This window comes from Desulfocicer niacini (genome assembly GCF_054657595.1).
Genome location: NZ_BAAHYK010000025.1, coordinates 1 through 18,710, shown reverse-complemented (window position 1 = coordinate 18,710; position 18,710 = coordinate 1). Strand labels below are relative to the sequence as shown.

11 protein-coding genes are annotated in these 18,710 nt (G+C 49.5%); 4 read left to right on the top strand and 7 right to left on the bottom strand.

What is annotated here, in order from left to right:
• Nucleotides 1-16: 16 nt before the first annotated feature.
• Nucleotides 17-1,309 carry a 4Fe-4S binding protein gene (locus ACYQ2M_RS14355; RefSeq protein ID WP_459917049.1) on the top strand — a complete coding sequence of 431 codons (1,293 nt, stop codon included), beginning with the start codon at nt 17-19 and terminating at the stop codon, nt 1,307-1,309.
• A 233-nt stretch (nt 1,310-1,542) separates the two neighbouring features.
• On the opposite strand, the gene ald is transcribed toward ACYQ2M_RS14355, so the two are convergent.
• The 4 genes from ald to ACYQ2M_RS14335 all read right to left on the bottom strand — a co-directional run bounded on the left by ald (nt 1,543) and on the right by ACYQ2M_RS14335 (nt 6,401).
• The gene (gene ald, locus ACYQ2M_RS14350) at nt 1,543-2,655 is read right to left on the bottom strand and encodes an alanine dehydrogenase (RefSeq protein WP_459917048.1); all 1,113 of its coding nucleotides are present in this window, start codon (nt 2,653-2,655) and stop codon (nt 1,543-1,545) included.
• Between the two features lie 337 nt (nt 2,656-2,992).
• The gene (locus ACYQ2M_RS14345; protein WP_459917047.1) at nt 2,993-4,603 is read right to left on the bottom strand and encodes a sigma-54 interaction domain-containing protein; all 1,611 of its coding nucleotides are present in this window, start codon (nt 4,601-4,603) and stop codon (nt 2,993-2,995) included.
• A 17-nt stretch (nt 4,604-4,620) separates the two neighbouring features.
• Nucleotides 4,621-5,343, bottom strand: coding sequence for a DapH/DapD/GlmU-related protein (locus tag ACYQ2M_RS14340; RefSeq protein ID WP_459917046.1), 723 nt, complete (start codon nt 5,341-5,343; stop codon nt 4,621-4,623).
• Entirely contained in the window at nt 5,340-6,401 is a 1,062-nt protein-coding gene (locus ACYQ2M_RS14335) for a phenyltransferase domain-containing protein (RefSeq protein WP_459917045.1), read from the bottom strand. The genes ACYQ2M_RS14340 and ACYQ2M_RS14335 overlap by 4 nt, the downstream gene beginning before the upstream one ends.
• A 523-nt stretch (nt 6,402-6,924) precedes the next feature.
• Here ACYQ2M_RS14335 and ACYQ2M_RS14330 point away from each other — a divergent pair.
• On the top strand, nt 6,925-9,333 hold the full coding sequence (locus ACYQ2M_RS14330) for a 3-hydroxyacyl-CoA dehydrogenase/enoyl-CoA hydratase family protein (RefSeq protein WP_459917044.1): 2,409 nt from the start codon (nt 6,925-6,927) through the stop codon (nt 9,331-9,333).
• Between the two features lie 17 nt (nt 9,334-9,350).
• Nucleotides 9,351-10,529, top strand: coding sequence for a thiolase family protein (locus tag ACYQ2M_RS14325; RefSeq protein ID WP_459917043.1), 1,179 nt, complete (start codon nt 9,351-9,353; stop codon nt 10,527-10,529).
• 370 nt (nt 10,530-10,899) lie between these two features.
• Here the strand turns inward: ACYQ2M_RS14325 and ACYQ2M_RS14320 are convergent, their stop codons facing one another.
• Nucleotides 10,900-12,219, bottom strand: a complete 1,320-nt coding sequence (locus ACYQ2M_RS14320; protein WP_459917042.1) for a (Fe-S)-binding protein — start codon at nt 12,217-12,219, stop codon at nt 10,900-10,902.
• 499 nt (nt 12,220-12,718) lie between these two features.
• Here ACYQ2M_RS14320 and hrpA point away from each other — a divergent pair, with 499 nt between their 5' ends.
• Nucleotides 12,719-16,705, top strand: a complete 3,987-nt coding sequence (gene hrpA, locus ACYQ2M_RS14315) for an ATP-dependent RNA helicase HrpA (RefSeq protein ID WP_459917041.1) — start codon at nt 12,719-12,721, stop codon at nt 16,703-16,705.
• Nucleotides 16,706-16,877: 172 nt separating this feature from the next.
• On the opposite strand, the gene ACYQ2M_RS14310 is transcribed toward hrpA, so the two are convergent.
• Nucleotides 16,878-17,735, bottom strand: a complete 858-nt coding sequence (locus ACYQ2M_RS14310; protein ID WP_459917040.1) for a glycosyltransferase family 2 protein — start codon at nt 17,733-17,735, stop codon at nt 16,878-16,880.
• A 37-nt stretch (nt 17,736-17,772) separates the two neighbouring features.
• Complete coding sequence (gene aroQ / locus ACYQ2M_RS14305) at nt 17,773-18,210, bottom strand: type II 3-dehydroquinate dehydratase (protein WP_459917039.1); 438 nt, start codon at nt 18,208-18,210, stop codon at nt 17,773-17,775.
• Nucleotides 18,211-18,710 lie beyond the last annotated feature (500 nt).

Below are 18,710 nucleotides of genomic sequence, written 5' to 3'. Positions count from 1 at the left end.
CTTTCTGGAATTACCCATGGCGCATCATGTTACCAAGTCATCCCATGCCCGCCTGGTGGATCGGTTAAACCGTTTTCCCCAGGGTGCACCTCCCTCGGACCTGCTCTATAAAATTCTCAAAGTTCTTTTCACAGAAAGGGAGGCTGGCCTGGTTTCCCTGCTGCCCATAAAACCCTTTACGGTGGAGAAGGCCGCCCGCATCTGGAAAATGGACAGGCCATCGGCCCGCAGGGTGCTTGATACCCTTGCGGAAAAAGCCATCTTGGTCGATATAACTATGCGTAAAGAAACCCATTATGTGTTGCCACCACCCATGGCTGGATTTTTTGAATTCTCCATGATGCGGGTGCGGACGGATGTGGATCAGAAGGTGTTGAGCGAGCTTTTTTATCAGTACCTCAACGTGGAAGAGGATTTTGTAAAGAACCTTTTTACCCTTGGAGAGACGCAACTGGGAAGAACCTTTGTACACGAACCGGCACTCTCTGCGGAAAATATGGTGCAGGTGTTGGATTATGAACGGGCAAGCGAAGTGATAAAAACAGCCTCTCACCGGGGCATCAGTTTGTGCTATTGCCGTCATAAAATGCTGCATAGGAATCAGGCCTGCGGAGCACCTTTGGATATATGCATGACATTCAACACCTCTGCGGCATCCCTTATCAAGCATGGTCATGCCCGTTCTGTGGACGTGGTTGAAGGGCTGGATCTGCTCCAGACGGCATACGATAATCATCTGGTGCAGTTCGGAGAAAATGTACGGGAACGGGTTAATTTCATCTGTAACTGTTGTGGGTGCTGCTGTGAGGCCATGCTGGCGGCCCAGCGCTTCGGTATGCTTAATCCGGTTCACACCACCAATTTTCTTCCCCAGGTGGATGACGAAGAGTGCAGCGGATGCGGGAAATGTGTGGACGTATGCCCGGTGCAAGCCATGTCTCTGGTAACAGTCAAAGACCCGGCCAGGCCACGGCTGAAAAAGGCTGTTGTGGATGAAACGCTGTGCCTGGGGTGTGGTGTCTGCGTCCGGGCCTGTCCCGGAGAATCCATTCATCTTATTTCCCGGGAACGCAGGGTTATCACCCCCCTGGACGGCGTTCACCGGGCCGTGGTCATGGCCATTGAACGGGGAACCTTGCATGAGATGCTATTTGATAATAAAGTTCTTTTCAGCCACCGTGCCCTGGCCGCAGTGTTCGGAGTAATCCTCAGGCTTTCCCCGGTCAAACGTATCCTGGCAAGCAAACAGGTGAAATCCCGTTATCTGGAAAAACTGATGTCGCACACGCCATGGGCGGGAGCGGTATAAAATAAGGTGGGTAACATATAAAAAAAACACCACGGAAGGCAAACGTATGAAGGTAGGTTTGCTTCCGTGGTGCATGAAAATTCCAGAAAACAGCAAATTGTTATCCACCGTTTAATCCAGACAGCATTCAGAAATGAATGCTGTCTGGAAATTTTTAAGCGGTAAATCGGTAAGAGCTGATTTCCAGAAGGATTGCTTCAGGACCCATCCCAACGGAGAGGTCCTGAAAAAACTTAGATCAGTTCATTGACATCTGTGTAATCCAGGTTCCAGGCTTCAGCAACCCCCTTGAAGGTGATTTTACCGTCCACAACGTTAACGCCTTTCTTGAGTTCTTCGTTTTCCTGAACTGCTTTTTTCCAGCCTTTGTTGGCAAGCTGCAGGGCATAGGGAAGGGTTGCGTTGGTCAGTGCCATGGTGGAGGTACGGGCAACGGCACCGGGCATGTTGGCCACACAATAGTGGGTTACACCATCAATTACAAAGGTGGGCTCTGCATGTGTGGTGGCCTTGGAAGTTTCAAAGCATCCGCCCTGGTCAATGGCAACGTCCACGATGACGGAACCGTTTTTCATCTCTTTTAGCATGTCACGGGTCAACAGTTTAGGGGCCTTGGCACCGGCCACCAGAACCGCACCGATGACCACGTCTGCCTGGGTGACAAGATCCCGGAGTACTGCGGGGTTTGACATGACAGGATAGCAGTTGGCGGGCATGATGTCATCCAGATACCGCAGTCTGTCAAGGTTGGTATCCAGGATATAAACCTTGGCACCCAGGCCACAGGCCATTTTTGCTGCATTGAGACCCACCACACCACCACCGATAACCACAACGGTTCCGGGTTCAACACCGGTAACACCGCCCAGAAGAATGCCCCGTCCGCCCATGGGCATTTCAAGGTATTTTGCGCCTTCCTGGGTGGCCATGCGTCCTGCCACTTCACTCATGGGCAGCAGCAGGGGAAGGGAACCATTGGCTTTTTCCACGGTTTCATAGGCGATGCAGACGGATTTGCTTTTCATCAATGCCATGGTCTGGGGCTCGTCGGCTGCGAGGTGAAGGTAGGTGAAAACGATCTGCCCTTCCCGGATCATGTCATATTCAGATGGCTGGGGTTCTTTTACATGCATGACCATGTCTGACTGTGCATAAACCTCGGCGGGGGTGTCCACAATGGTGGCACCGGCTTCAATGTAAAGGGCATCTTCAAATCCGCTGCCGGCACCGGCATCTTTTTCCACCAGTACTTGGTGTCCGTTGTGTACCATGGCGACCACGCCAGCAGGAGTCATACATACTCTTTTTTCAGCCACTTTGATTTCTTTGAGAATACCTACGATCATTTTTCATGCTCCTTTATTATTGTCACTATGAATAAAAATATGTCTGTTTTTTTACATCCAACATCTCCGTCATTCTTATTGGGCATGACCCATGGGATTATTGGCATTGATTATTTCTGTGAATTTTAAAGAGCAATATGCATACCAACATGATGAATAAAATTTTTAATATCTGATATATCTTGATTTGGCAGTTTCTTTTCATCCATCATGAGGTAAAAAACAGTTTTTCAGGCTGTAAGGGGGATGGCAATAATGGCCCGAGTGGTATGTGTGGTTACCGAAATCAGAGTGTCGATTTTATAAGGTTCTATTATTTAAAGATAAAAAGGGTATGTTAACTTAAGTTACCAGTGGTAACTTTTTGCATGAGCTTGATGTTGTATTTTTTCATTTTTTTTAACAGGGCCGGATGGGAAATGCCCAGAGCAAGGGCAGCCTTCCTCACGGTGCCCAGGCGTTTCAGGGTATCTTGAACAATGTCTTTCTCCAATTCGCCCACCTGTTCCCGGATGGGACGGATGGGTTTTTCCCTGGAAGATGCCAAGGCCCCCTGTTCCACAGCATGGTTCATCTCATGGCTGAAAAGGATATTATCCTCGTTGATGGTATTGCCGTTGCTTAAAAAGGCCGCCCGTTCAATGACATTTTTTAACTCCCGGACATTTCCCGGCCAGTCATGGTGGGCAAGCTTTTCCAGTGCCCCGGGGGTGAGCAGGGCCATTTTCTTTTTCAGCTTGATCAACAGTTGAAACAAAAAGTGTTCCGCCAGAATGGGAATATCCGTGATCCGTTGCCGCAGGGGGGGGATGTGGATGGGTAAAACATTGATGCGATAGTAGAGGTCTTCCCGGAAAACGTTTTTTTCAACAAGTTTTACCAGGTTTTTGTTGGTGGCCGTGATGATGCGCGTATGGATGGGGATTTCGGTGTCTCCTCCGATGGGTCTCACCGCCTTTTCCTGCAAAAGTCTTAACAGTTTTGCCTGGGAGCCCAGGGGCATTTCCGCAATTTCATCCAGGAATACGGTGCCCTGGGAGGCTTTTTCAAACAGGCCCTTTTTGCCCTTTCTTTTCCCACCGGTGAAGCTGCCACCAAGATAGCCAAACAATTCGCTTTCCAGGAGATGTTCTGGAAGGGCTGCGCAATTGATGGGGATATAGGGACCCTGGCAATTGGACGCCGTGTGGATGGCCCGGGCAAAGAGTTCCTTGCCGGTGCCGCTGGCACCCTGAATGGCAATGGTGACATCCGTGGCTGCGATTTTCTGGGCAAAGCCAATGGCCTCCTTGATGGTGGGGTGATCGCCGATGATGTCGCTGAAGGTGGTTAGGCCGGGTTCGGACAGGGTCTGGGCAAGTTTCTTGATCTCCTGCATATCCTTGGCAATCTCAACTGCCCCCACGATGCGGTCAGACGAGTCCCGGATGGGTTTACATGTGGAAATATACTGATACCGCCGCCCTGCCGGGGTGATGATATTCTGTTTTACATTGTCAAGGGTGAGCCCTTCCAGGGACTGCAATATGGCATATTCCGGAAGATCCAGCTGCTGGATGGCTTTTCCAAGCATGTCATTGACCCTGCAGTTGAATACCTGGCAGGCCACCTTATTTATGGTGGTGATACATCCTTCCCGGTCAATGGAGATGACCCCGTCCCGCATGTTGTCAAGGACCACACGAAAACGATTGGTGCGTTCTTCCTGGGGCAGAATATCGATGCAGCGGATTTCTTTAAGGCCGGGAATGCCACCCAGAAATCCCAGGATTTCTTCTTTTTCAAGCGGGGTCTCCCGGTTTTCAATTTCCATGTACACATGGGCCTGAATTGTGGTTCGGATTACATCCATGGAGATGATATTAAATTTGTGGTCGGCAAGCAGATTGGAGATGTCCGCCACGATGCCGATGCGTTCTTTAAAATTTAGTTTCACTTTGAAAGTCAAATTTTGTATTCCTTTCCTTAATCGTTTCTGGAAGGCATAACAAGGTGTCGAAGCCACCCCCACAAAGAATTGCCCTTAAGCATCGCCTGCTCATGAAGATCCAGATTCATGGAAATGGTGTCGGTATCCCCAAACCGATCCTTCCGGGTGATGATCTCCCTTGACGGGTCCAGGGGTTTTATGATTTTTGCCGGATTCCCCGCAGCTATGACATTGGCCGGAATATCCCCTGTGACCACACTGCCGGCCCCGATGATGCTGTTTTCTCCAATATTGACACCTTTGCACACAATGGCACTGTCCCCGATCCACACATTGGGGGCAAGGGTTACGGGGTGGGTCGTGGCCGGGGGCAGGCTCCGGTCATAAATACCATGCCAGTCGGAATCGGTAATATATGCATTGCTGGCAATCATGCAGTTGTCCCCGATGACAATGCTTTCTGCAGCGCTGATGCGCACCCCCGGGGAGATGAGCACATGATCCCCGATGGTGATGCCGGGAACCTCTTTTTTATCGGTCCACACGGTGAGCCTTGTTTTTTTGTCTGATGATGCCAGAAGCGTAATGTTATCCCCGATGGTCACCGGTCCCCCGAAAACTTCTACATGCCAGGGTTTCACCACAAAGGCATTGGCCCCCAGATGCAGCATCTGGGGTTCCAGAAAATGGCTCAGGTGAAATTTCTGGATGCCGAACCAGATTTTTTTGATGAAATAAGGTCTGTGGTCCCGCCTCATGATGCCATATCCTGAATACACTCTTTAAAGATAAATCCGTCCCAGGCCCTGTGGTCAAAGAGCCGGGAAGCCGGGGTCAGCTCATAGAGGGCATCTGCGGCCATGAGAACCACCCCGTTGGTCCAGGAAATTTTTTCTTCGGGCCAGATGGTCATGTCCGGAAAGGTGTATCCGCACCAGAAACTGCCATCTTCATAGGTGCGCTCTTGTATCCAGGAAAAGACGATGCGGGCAAGGTTTGTATTGCCCATGGCGGACAGGGCAAGCACAAATTCCGATGTTTCGGCCATGGTCACCCAAGGCTGATCTGACACGCACCGCACCCCCTGGCCCTCAATGACATATTTTTTCCAGTATTTTTCAATGCGCCGGGTGGCGGTCTCTCCGGTGAGGGCACCGCTTAAAATGGGGTAGAACCAGTACATGGAAAACCGGGATTTACTGATATTGTAAAGGGATATATCCTCTTTAAGGGAGCGTCCCAGCTTATGAAAGGCGGTTTCCCACAGGGGGCGTTTTTTTCTGAGCAGAAAGGCCACGGTGAGGGCACATTTTAAACTCATGAAAATGGAGCTGCAGCCGGTTAAAAGGGCCATGGGGTCAATGTTGCCTTCGGGGCTTCTGGCCCAGTATATTTCACCGCTGTCCGTCTGGAGGCTGATGCTGAAATCAATGGCCTTTTCCATGCAGGGCCACATGGTGTTAAGAAAGGCTGTATCCCGGGTGATGAGCCAGGTGTGTAAAAGGCCCGTGGCAATGTAAGCGGTCATGTTGGTTTCCATGGTCCGATCCTCGGGGACTCCTTTTATATAGGATGAATACCAGGAGCCGTTGGGGTTCTGGTTGGCCGCCATCCATTGAAAGGCCCGCAGGGAGGATTGTGCCATTCCCCCGATGTTCAAGCCCATGGCCGATTCCACAAGATCCCATGGATCTGTTTTTCCGTCAATGTGCCAGGGAATTTCCCCGGTGCTGTACTGCAACTGGGAAATGAGGCCGGTCACTGAGTCTATGTTCAGGGAGAGTTTGGGGCGGGGCTGGCGATTTTCTAAATCCATTCAATTCTCCTGTTGGATTTTTTTTGGGGATATATTCATAGATTAAATGGATATTTATCCTTGGTGAATGTTTTTTTACCCTTTGATTCCCACCTTCGTTCTGGGTGTTACCCAGAAGTGATCGGGCGCGTTTTATTCGTTTTTTGCGGGATATTGGCTTTAAAGCTTAATTTTAAAATAAAGGTTAACACTGGCCTGAATTCATTTGTCTGAAATTTAAGTGAAAAGAATCAGATTATTGGGTTCTATCAAAACCCCAATGGAATGGCAAGGTCATAACGATGGGAATCTTTATGAATTTGTATTCATTATGATTTGTTTGGTTTTAAGAAGGCTGCAGTTTGGGGGCTTTAAAAGCTCATTGTATTTTTAAATAATTATAATTATTGGGTTTTATAAAAAAATATTCCAGTAAAAAAAAATATGAAAATCCTTGACACAACCGGATTGATTCTGTTAATTAGCAATGAATAGTTATTCATAGTTAATGGATCGTATGATAAATTATATATAGGAGGTCGTCATGAGTAGAAAGATCAGAAAGGCTGCAGTGATCGGTTCCGGGATAATGGGTGGAGGCATAGCCGCCCTTCTTGCCGGTGCCGGCGTAAATGTGCTTTTGCTGGACATTGTCCCCTTTGATTTGACGGATGAAGAAAAGAAAGATCCCACAGCAAGAAATCGCATGGTTAAAGCGGGCATGGATGCGGCGCTTGCATCCTTTCCATCCCTGTTCATGACCAAAAAAGATGCCACATTGATTAAAATCGGCAACCTTGATGATGATTTTGACAAATTGGCAGACTGTGACTGGATTGTTGAAGTGGTTGTAGAAAACCTTAAAATCAAACAAAATCTTTTCGGTCGCATTGAAGGCATCAGAAAACCGGGTTCCATCGTCAGTTCCAATACATCCGGTATTCCTTTAAAAGATATGTCCGCAGGTTTGAGTTCCGAGTTTAAACAGCATTTTCTGGGTACCCATTTTTTTAATCCTGTCCGGTATATGCATCTTCTGGAGCTTATCCCCGGCGAGGAGACCCTTCCCGAGGTGCTGGAGTTCATTGCAGGGTTTGGTGAAAAAAATCTGGGCAAGGGCATTGTCTGGGCCAAGGATACCCCCAATTTTGTGGGGAACCGCATCGGCGTCCATGGCATTGGGGCTGTGATGTCCTCCATGCTGGAAGATGGATTGACCATCCCGGAAGTGGACGCTCTGTTCGGCCCGGCCCTGGGTCGGCCCAAGACCGCGATTTTTAAAACCACCGATCTGGTGGGCCTTGATACCATGGCCCATGTCTGCCAGAACTCCTATGACCTGTGCCCCGATGATGAACAGAGAGAGGCTTTTGTTGTGCCTGAATTCATCAAACAGATGATTGACAAAAAGCTTCTTGGTAACAAGACCCGGGCGGGTTTCTATAAAACCGATCTCACCCCGGAATGGAAAAAAATTCGCAAGGTGATTAATCCTGTGACCATGGAGTACGAGGATCTCACCCGTCCCACCTTTCCCTGTCTGGATGCTGCCAAAAAAATGGCCACCCTTCCTGAAAAAATCAAATGTGTCCTCACCGGAGAGGACAAGGGGGGAAAATTTGCCTGGAAAATGGCGGTGAAAAGCTTTCAGTATGCGGCCAATAGAATACCGGAGATTTCCGATACCGTCATCGAAATTGATAACTCCATGAAATGGGGCTATAATTTTGAGATGGGTCCCTTTGAGCTGTGGGATACCTATGGGGTGGCAGATGCCGTTGAAAGAATGAAGGCAGAAGGATATGAAATCCCGGAAAACGTTGCCGCCATGCTGGCCGCCGGCAACACCTGTTTTTATAAACTGGATCAGGGGAAAAATTATTTTTATGATTTTGCCTCAGCCGCCTATAAACCCGTACCCATGGGAAAAACCATGGTCAGCCTTGCCGCCGCACGGGGTAACAATAAAGTCGTCCAGGAGAACAAATCTGCAAGCCTCATCGACATAGGTGACGGGGTGTTCTGCATTGAGTTCCATACAAAGATGAATGCCCTGAATGCTGAAATCATTGATTCCATTGATGATGCCCTTAACTATGTGGATGCCAATGGGGTGGGGCTTGTCATCGGCAACCAGGCAGGCGGCATGCCCGGTGCTTTTTCCGCCGGAGCTGATCTTTCCTTTGTTTCCAAACTGGCCCATGATAAAAAATATGCAGAACTCGATGGCTTCCTTGAAAGAGCCCAGACTGGTATTCAGAAAACAAAATATGCGTCCTTCCCGGTTGTGGCGGCTCCCTACGGCATGACCCTGGGCGGCGGATGTGAAACCTGTCTGGGGGCTGATCGCATTGTGGCCCATGCCGAGCTTTACATGGGACTTGTGGAAATCGGTGTGGGGCTTTTACCCGCCGGTGGCGGTTGCATGAATATTTGGAAAAAATTCATTGACGCCCTTCCCGCAGGCGTTGCCAAAGATACCGATCTTGGCAAGCTCTTTATTCCTGCTTTCATGAATGTGGCCATGGCAAAGGTCTCCATGTCCGCAGCCGAGGCCCGGGCCAACGGATTTCTGGGACTTGCCGACAGAATTGTCTTCAACCGGGATAACCTGGTGGGCGAGGCCAAGAAAGAGGTTCTGAAAATGGTTGATGATGCCTATGCGCCTCCCATGAAAAAGCCACTTCGGGTCATGGGAAATGCAGGCCAGGGCATGGTTAACGCCGAAATTTACAACATGCTAAATGGTAGATTTATGAGCGAATACGACGCTTTTTTGGCCCGACGCATAGCCTATGTCATGAGCGGCGGAGATGCCAATAAGAACAGCATGCTGCCTGAGGAGGCTATTCTCAAGCTGGAACGGGAAGCCTTTGTTGACTTTGTCAAGGAAGATAAGACCCTTGCCAGAATTGACCACATGCTGAAAACCGGCAAACCGTTGAGAAACTAATTCAAGGAGGAATTCCCATGAGAGACGCATATATAGTACAGTCTGTAAGAACCCCCGGTTGCAAGCAGCGACGGGGGAAGTTTAAAGAGACCCGCCCCGAAGAACTCCTTTCATTTATCATGAAAGAAGCGGTGGATAGAACCGAGGGTCTCAAGGTCGAAGATTTTGAAGATGTTATGTGTGGCTGCGCGTTCCCCGAAGCAGAGCAGGGCTTGAACATCGGTCGTGTTGCCGCCAAGATGGCTGGATTTCCGGATTCTGTTTCCGGTGCCACGGTGAACCGTTTTTGCGCATCGGGCCTTGAAGCCATTGCGCTTGCCTCTGCCCGGGTGCAGATGGGATGGTCCGAGATCACAATGGGTGCCGGTGTGGAATCCATGACCTTTGTGCCCATGGGCGGTAATGTGCCCCGGCCCCATCCCGAATATTCAAAAACCAACCCTGAGATGTATGTCTCCATGGGGATCACTGCAGAAAATGTGGCCAACCGCTATAATGTCAGCCGTGAAGATCAGGATGTGTTTGCCTCAAAATCCCAGGCCAAGGCGGCAAGGGCCAGGGACAACGGTCTGTTTACCGAGATCGTTCCCACACCGGCTTATAAATATGTTCCCCAGGCAGACGGGACCATGAAAAAGGAAACCTTCATTGTTGAGCACGATGATGGTATTCGTGAATCAACACCAGAGAGTCTTGGAAAACTTAGAACCGTGTTTGCTGTAAACGGCTCTGTGACGGCAGGTAACTCTTCCCAGACCACCGACGGTGCTGCCGCCACCATCATTGCCTCCAAGGAAAAATGTGAGGAACTGGGATTGAAACCCATTGGCCGCTTGGTGGCTTATACCAGTGTGGGATGCAGATCAGATGAAATGGGTGTGGGGCCCCGGTACGCCATTCCCAAGGCTTTGGAACTTGCCGGTTTGACCATTGATGACATTGATATCTATGAGATCAACGAGGCCTTTGCTTCCCAGGCCATCTACTGCATCCGGGAACTCAATCTGGAACAGTATATGGATAAGATCAACATCCATGGCGGTGCCATTGCCCTGGGACATCCCCTGGGATGCACCGGTGCTAAACTCACCGCCACCTGCCTTGCCAATCTTAAAGAAGTCAATGGCAGATATGGGGTTGTTTCCATGTGCATCGGCGGGGGCATGGGTTCTGCTGCCGTTTTTGAAAGACTTTAGTTTTTCCATAACCAGTTTCGAAATTCCGATTTCGCATTTGGAATGACCTTGCTGGCCTTGGAGAACATGATCGAATCATCCGCTGTTTTGATCAATTATTTTTAGATAAGCATATCTGATCCCATGATCTGGACATAAATAAAAGGCCACCTGGTTGCTTTGGGTGGTCTTTTAATGTTTTTGAGTCTTCTTGTGGATTCGTGAGATTTGGATAGATGCTGGCTCGCAATTTTCAGAGTTTACGCATTTTAATTTATCCGTCTTCACACAAATCCATGAAGAGTCAATTCTTTTTAGCGTAAAAAAAAAGGCCCTCTGCAAAATAATTTTGCAGAGGGCCTTTAATATAAAATTCAGTTTGCTTTTGGGATTACATGGCCGATTCCGGGTGGAATACGTCCACTTCCTTGAGGTCATCTCCCAAGTATTCTCGTTCGTTGGGACCTAAAATACCAAGGGACAGGCACAGCATGGTCCAAAGATGAACGGTTTGCCATGCATGGTCATTGACATCACTTAAGTCATGGACCTGGGCATGACAATTGTGGCATGGAGTGATGCAGTAGTCGGCCTTGGTGGCCAGAATTTGATTGGTTTTGGTCTGTCCATAGGCTCGTCGTGCATCGGTGAATCCGGACTGGAGAAAACCGCCGCCACCACCGCAGCAGAAGTTGTTTGATTTATTAGGGGTCATGTCGATGAAGTTTTCTTCACCCACAACGGCCTTGACAACGTATCTCAGATCGTCGGCAACGGGGTCTCCGAGGGTTTTTCTCACCAGCTGGCATGGATCCTGGACGGTGAACTTGATCTTTCTGTCCTTGTTCCAGTCACTGCTGGGTTTAAGTTTTCCTTCCCGGATCCACTTTGCGTAGAGCTGGATGATGCTCAGAATTTCAAATTTATGCTCAATTTTAAATTTTTTCAGTCCTGCCAGGACTGCGAATAGTTCGTGCCCTCACTCGGTGTTGAGCCAGTATTTGGCCCCCAGATCATCCACTGCTTTTGCCTTGGTGCGGACAATTTTTTCCCAGGACTCATCCTCTGCCATGAACATGCAGTAATTTTCTGCGGCAAAGCCTTTGGAGCTGTAAGTCCAGTCAGCACCGGCAAGGTGCAGGATCTTCCACAAGGGTACCATCTCATCGGGTTCCGTCACCGGTTCCCTGGAGTTCTGGTTCAGGACATACATGGCACCTTCCCGGTTCACGTCCGCTTTCATTTCAGCAAACTCGGGCTGGGCTTCCTGGTACTCTTCCAGAACGTCAGTTACCACAAATTCAAAATCCTCTTCCGTGGCACCCATGGCACTGCAGGTGTCATTTCGAAGAGCCATGTCACAGGAACCCACAATACCTTTGGGTTTGTCTTCCCGGGCCCAGGACTGTCTGGCATAAAAAACCAGCTGGGGAATGTTGATTTCCATGGGGCAGACATACACACATCGCTGACACATGGAGCACATCCAGACCCAGTTGGAGGTCAGGATTTCTTCATCCATTCCCAGGGCCGCCATTCTCAGAAATTTTCTGGGGTCCATGCCTTCAAGTCCCGTGGCCGGGCACCCTGAAGCACATGCACCACATGTGAGACAGGCGTTGAGATTGCCACCATCGGGCAGGATCTCCATCACCTTGTTTTTAAAAGCACTTTTGTGCTTTTTTCCAATCTTAACTGCTGCTTCACCCATGCTTTAACTTCCTCCGTATCCTATTGTCATTCAAGTGCATCAAAAGTTTGGGCGTTTGACGGCACTTTTCTCTGGGCTTCTTTTGGGCTTTTTGATTGTAATCAATATGTTTTGATCACACGGATATCACGCTATTTTTCGCTTATTAACAGCATGTTGTCAACCTATTTAAGAAAAAACCTGTTTTTTCTGGGACCCTTTTGCTTTTATTCTTCTGGAAACAATCATTGAACTTTCCTTTGCTTTCAGAGGAGATCATCATAATTTATTACATGGAGGGATACAGCGTATTCGTCAATCTTCGGGTTGCCACTGTAAATGTTTGGACAGTGTCCTATCTTTGCCTGTTTGGGACAGCGTAGCATACGAATGCCATGTGAATCTGGCCAAAACAGGTGAAGATGGCGTGCAGACCGAATACTTGCGCATATTGGAACTTCTTTATTATGGTTACAACTCGTTTGACATTTTGTGAAGCTGTCCTTAATATGCAAAGCCTATGAAAGAGATAAAAAAAATAGAACAACTGCTCAACCGGGTGATGTGTGTGGACCGTCCCCGGTTGATCCGTGGTGTGCGTGCGCTTAAAAAAAAAGCAACGGCTGTCATGGACTCGAAAAAAAGGGCTGCCCAAGCAGCTGACCTGTTGAAAAAGGCCAGGCACTCTGCCGATAAGCGGGCTGCCCGCCTGAAAGCCATGCCCCGCATTGTTGATTTCCCGGATTTGCCCATCACCCATAAAAAAGATCAGATTGTCCATGCCCTTAAACATCACCGGGTGGTGATCATTGCCGGAGAAACCGGTTCCGGTAAAACCACTCAGATTCCCAAGTTCTGCATGGAGGCGGGCAGGGGGGCTGCCGGTCGCATCGGGTGTACCCAGCCCCGGCGTATTGCCGCCATCACCGTGGCAAAAAGGCTTGCAGAAGAGCTTGGCGAGGAGCTGGGAAGATCTGTGGGGTATAAGATCCGTTTTGATGAGCAGTCCAGCCCCAATGCCATTGTCAAGGTGATGACCGATGGGATTCTGCTCGCGGAAACCCAGAAAGACCCCTTTCTCAACGAGTACGATACCCTGATAGTGGACGAGGCCCACGAGCGAAGCCTTAACATTGATTTCACCCTGGGCATTCTCCGGGATCTGGTGAAAAAACGCAGGGATCTGAAGCTGGTGATCACCTCTGCCACCATTGACACGGAAAAATTTTCCAAGGCCTTTGATGATGCTCCGGTGATCGAGGTGTCCGGCCGAATGTATCCGGTGGAGGTACGCTACCTGCCGGTGAACAATCATGATGATCCGGAGCAGGATGACCAAGGGTATGTGGAAGCTGCCGTGGAAGCCGTGGATCGGATTCACCGGGAGTCCCGCCAGGGGGATATTCTGATGTTCATGCCCACGGAACAGGACATCACCGAATCCATTGAGTTGCTGCGGGGACGTCAATACCCCGGGGTGACGGTGCTGCCCCTTTATGCCAGACTTTCGGCCCACGAGCAGGCAAAGGTGTTTTCCCGGGGACCGGGCCGTAAAATTGTCGTTTCCACCAATGTGGCGGAAACCTCCCTGACCATCCCGGGTATTAAATATGTGGTGGATTCAGGTCTTGCCAGGATTCCCCACTATTCCCCCAGAACCCGGACTACGGCCCTGCCGGTGTCCCCCATTTCAAGAAGCAGTGCCGACCAGCGGAAGGGCCGGTGTGGAAGGGTTTCCAACGGTATCTGCATCCGGCTCTATGACGAAGCAGACTATGGATCAAGGGCATTGTTCACCTCTCCGGAAATTCTTAGAAGCAATCTTGCCGAGGTAATTCTCCGGATGATTTCCCTGGGGCTGGGGGATGTGGCTTCCTTTCCCTTCATTGATGCCCCGGCTGCCAAATCCATCAAGGACGGATTTGATACGCTGCTGGAACTTGGGGCCATCTGCCTGAAAAATGGACCTGGAAAAAAAGCCTACCGATTGACGCAGAAGGGCAGGGTCATGGCAAGTATTCCCGTGGACCCCAAGCTTTCCAGAATTCTCATTGAAGCCGATGAAAGGGGCTGCCTTGAAGAGGCCACCATCATTGCTTCTGCCCTTTCCATTGCAGATGTGAGGCAAAGACCCCAGGATAAAACCCAGCAGGCGGACCAGAAGCATGCTCTTTTTAAGGACCCGGCATCGGATTTCATCACATTGCTGAACATTTGGAAGGCCTGCCGGGGGGCGGAAAAATCCCTTAAATCCCGCACCGGGGTCAGAAAATTCTGCAAAGAGCACTATCTGTCTTTTAAACGGTTCCGGGAGTGGAAGGATATCCATGGTCAGATCCTGTCGGTGCTTCGGGAGCATGGTATCACCGGCAAAAACAGACTGACTGTCCTCTCCGGCACAAAGGGGCTTAAATCAAAGGCATTTGAGATCGGCGGTCCCTTGTACATTGAGCTTCATAAATCCCTTTTATGCGGTTATCTTGCCAACATTGCCCATAAAAAAGAAAAACATCTTTTCCAGGCCGCCAAGGGTCAGACAGCCATGATTTTCCCCGGGTCTGGTATCTTTAACAAGGCCGGGGACTGGATCGTGGCCGCCGAGTTTGTGGAGACCAGTCAACTCTTTGCCAGAAGCGCGGCCAATATTGATCCCCAATGGCTGGAGGAACTGGCCGGAGATTTGTGTACCCGTACCTTTTCCGCCCCCCACTGGGAGAAAAAGCGTTCAGAGGTGGTGGCCACCGAACAGGTTTCTCTGTTCGGGCTGGTGATTGTTCCGGAACGACGGGTGTCCTATGGCCCTGTAAACCCCGAGGAGGCCGGTGATATTTTTATCCGCCATGCTCTTGTGGAGGGAGAAGTCCCCCGGCGATTTGCCTTCATGGATCATAATCAGGCCCTGATGGATGACTTGAGTAAACTGGAGGAAAAGACCCGGAAACGCGATATTCTGGCAACGGATGAGGAGATTTTTCTTTTTTATAAGGAGCGACTGGACCGGCCTTTTTTCAATCTGAAAACTTTCGCCAGATTTCTCAAGCAACGCCGGGATGACGGTTTTTTGCGCATGACCCTTGCCGATCTTCAGAAAAATGAACCGGATGCGGACCACCTGGCCTCTTTACCCGATACCCTTGAAATGGGAACCACCCGGTTTCAACTGGAATATGGATTTGATCCCGGTGCAGATCATGACGGCGTTACGTTGAAGGTTCCTGCTGTATCTGCGGACGCCGTGACCAATGTTTCCCTGGAATATCTGGTGCCTGGTCTTTTCAAGGAAAAGGTGACGGCACTGATTAAAAATCTTCCCAAGAAATACCGGGTCAGGCTCATGCCGGTGTCCCACAAGGCCCAGATCATTGTAAAAGAGATGCCACGCCGGGACAGGCCTTTGTTTTCCGAACTGAGCCGGTTTGTCAACCAGCGTTTTGGGGTGGACGTGCCGGCATCTGCATGGACAGATGAAGGCCTTGAAGAACACCTTAAAATGCGGATTTCAATCCGTGATGAAAAGGATCAGGAGATTGTGGCTTCCCGGAATCGGACCGTTTTAAAAACCTTTTCAGACACCATGGCCCCCCGGGAAGATGCCTTTGAGAAACTGTGCCATCAATTTGAGAAAGAAAATATCGTCGCCTGGACCCTGGGAGACCTGCCCGATTCCATCCCCGTTGACGGGGTAGAGGGCTATACCTATGGGGTGTATCCGGCCCTTACACGGCAAGGAAACAGGGTGGACCTTCGCCTTTTTAAAAAGCAGGCTGCGGCCCGGGCCGCCCACAGCGAAGGTGTGCGGGCGCTTTATGAAATCGTTTATGAATCCGATATCAATGCCCTTAAAAAAGATCTGAAACGGGCAAAGCAACTCAAAGCCCATGCCGGGTTTCTAGGAGGAACGCTGTCCGTTGACACGGCGTTGTTTAACTGTGTCATGCGTCATCTGTTCATCAAGGATATCCGCACCCAGGCGGATTTTGAAGCCCATGCCCGGCAGATTATCCCCCAGCTGTATGATATTGGTCAGAAGCTGATTGCCGAGGCGGGGCAGCTGTGTGACGCCTATGAAAACACCCTGGACACTTTGAAACAGATTCAGTTGAAAAACATCAATCGTCCCCAGATGACAGCCTGGGTGGCAGAACTCAACACCGCTGTTAGTGCCCTGGTTCCGGATGGGTTCCTGGAGCTGTATGCCATGGAAAAAATCCCCTATCTTAGGCGATATGTCTCAGCCATTGCCATTCGGGCCCAGCGGGGAATGGTGGATTTTGGCCGCGACCAGCAAAAGGCTCTGGCCGTGGAAAAATATACCACCCGGCTGGATGCCATGTTAAACACCCTGACCATGGAGTCTTCCCGGGAAAAAGCCGATGCCATTGAGGCATTTTTTTGGATGATTGAGGAGTACAAGGTTTCGCTGTTTGCCCAGGAGTTGAAAACCCCTGTGAAAATTTCCCCCAAGCGACTGGATGAACGTTGCCGGGCGATATCTCTAATGGTGTAATCAAACCCTAATAGCGATGGGGTCAGGCTTGCGTTATTGGCATTATCCATGCTTTTGGCCTTTTCACAACCTGTGGTCGATAACGCCAATAACACAAGCCTGACCCCGTTGGCCTGAAAATAAGATCCGTAAAAGTCTATGATGCTCCCGGTAAAATGGGAATGCGCCCTAATCATGTGTCTTGGGGAGAACGGGCGGAAAGTGTGGCTTCACGATTCAGAAACACCTGTCCCTCATCGTGTTTTCCCCGCTTGATGCACCCCTGGCCGTAAATTATATATTTTTTTTTCAGAACACTTTGTGTGGCGCTGTACTGCGCCGGGGACAGTTTGCCGGACTTGAGAAGTTCCTCCATGGACATGATCCGGTAAAGATCCAGGGAGTGGGCCGCTGACAGCTGATCTTCATGCCCCCCGTGTTTGATGGTGCAGGGGGTGTCCACCAGGTAAATGGGCATGTCCGTGGCGGTTCTTAACCAGAGATCATAGTCTTCGCAGGCGGGTAGGTCTTCATTGAAAAAGCCCTTGATATCAAAGAATTCCCGGCGCATCATCACCGCAGAGGGGCTCACCAGGCACAGTTTCAGGGAGGGTTCAAAAATCATTCCCGATGGTTTTTTGTGTTTGAACTTGGGGTTTACCCGTTTGCCCTTTCTGATCCAGATTTCTTCTGTCTGGCAGACCATGGCTTTGGGATGCTGCTTAAAAAAGTCCACCTGGCAGGCGATTTTATCCGGTGTCCACTGATCATCGGAGTCCAGGAAGGCCACAAATTGGCCGGTGCTTTTTCTGATGCCCACATTCCTTGCCGCACTGACACCACTGTTGTTTATGCTCAGAAGGGTGATTTTTTTCAAATAGGGTTCAAGCACCTTGGCGGTGTTGTCCGTGGATCCATCATTCACCACGATGATTTCCAGGGCCGGATAGGTCTGTTCCAGAACGGAGGTCAGAGCCCGAATGATGGCCCAGGCCCGGTTATAAGTGGGAATAATGGCGGAGACCAGAGGGGGGGGGATTTGTGCATTCATGGGAAAAGTCTATCCTTTTTGGCATTCTTGATATGAACTATTGCAATATCTGGGCAAGGGCCCTTAATCCAAGAAGGTAACTGTTTACGCCAAATCCACTGATTTGACCTTTGGCCACGGGTGCCACAACAGAAAATTGCCTGAATTTTTCCCTTGAGTGGACATGGGACATGTGGACCTCCACAATGGGTATGTCTAAAATTGCCAGGGCATCCTGCAGTCCGTAACTGTAGTGTGTCCATGCGCCGGGATTGATCAGAACCCCATCCATGTTGTTTTTATGGGATTCATGGATTTTTTCCACCATCTCACCTTCGTGGTTTGTCTGAAAGCAAATGATTTCAAGTTTAAGCTCCCGGGCAAGGCGTTTTAACTGATTGTTGATGCCGTCAAGGGTTATGTTACCATACTGCTTTGGATCACGTTGCCCGAACATATTTAAATTGATGCCATGAAGAACGATTATCTTTTTCATCTTACTCTCTGTTTTAATAAATGGATCCTGGTCACAACATGGGCCACTCGTCAGAGTTGGTGTGCCAATGGGGCAGGCTTGGGGGGCATTCCCGCTTTAATTGGCCAACCACAACCTAAACATCGGGTTATTGGCTATTGTGTCCTTCAGCAAATGGCTGTTTGTAAAGCCAAGGGTTATTGACTGAAAATTTATTAACTTACGCTTTTTTAAATTGCCTGTCAAACCGTTTTTGTAGTGTTTTCAATATGATGTGTTCTGACGCCAGCAGGGCTTGCCAATGTTTGGTACCACCGGCGGGTGGAAAAATCATGCCCCGGATCAAAAATAAGGTATTCCTTGACTTAATCAGTAAGATCAAATATATGCATCACAAATGTGTGGGAGCCCATTATTCATTTTATGAATAATATTTTTATTTGATGGATTAAATGAATTTTATTCAATTAAAACAAATTGATCCGTTGCGTGGAACTCCGGGACAGCGTGGTTTCGGATTT

Coding starts and splice junctions, on each gene's coding strand:
- ACYQ2M_RS14355 (WP_459917049.1), top strand. CDS start 17: ATGGCGCATCATGTTACCAAGTCATCCCATGCCCGCCTGGTGGATCGG.
- ald (WP_459917048.1), bottom strand. CDS start 2,655: ATGATCGTAGGTATTCTCAAAGAAATCAAAGTGGCTGAAAAAAGAGTA.
- ACYQ2M_RS14340 (WP_459917046.1), bottom strand. CDS start 5,343: ATGAGGCGGGACCACAGACCTTATTTCATCAAAAAAATCTGGTTCGGC.
- ACYQ2M_RS14335 (WP_459917045.1), bottom strand. CDS start 6,401: ATGGATTTAGAAAATCGCCAGCCCCGCCCCAAACTCTCCCTGAACATA.
- ACYQ2M_RS14330 (WP_459917044.1), top strand. CDS start 6,925: ATGAGTAGAAAGATCAGAAAGGCTGCAGTGATCGGTTCCGGGATAATG.
- ACYQ2M_RS14325 (WP_459917043.1), top strand. CDS start 9,351: ATGAGAGACGCATATATAGTACAGTCTGTAAGAACCCCCGGTTGCAAG.
- hrpA (WP_459917041.1), top strand. CDS start 12,719: ATGAAAGAGATAAAAAAAATAGAACAACTGCTCAACCGGGTGATGTGT.
- ACYQ2M_RS14310 (WP_459917040.1), bottom strand. CDS start 17,735: ATGAATGCACAAATCCCCCCCCCTCTGGTCTCCGCCATTATTCCCACT.
- aroQ (WP_459917039.1), bottom strand. CDS start 18,210: ATGAAAAAGATAATCGTTCTTCATGGCATCAATTTAAATATGTTCGGG.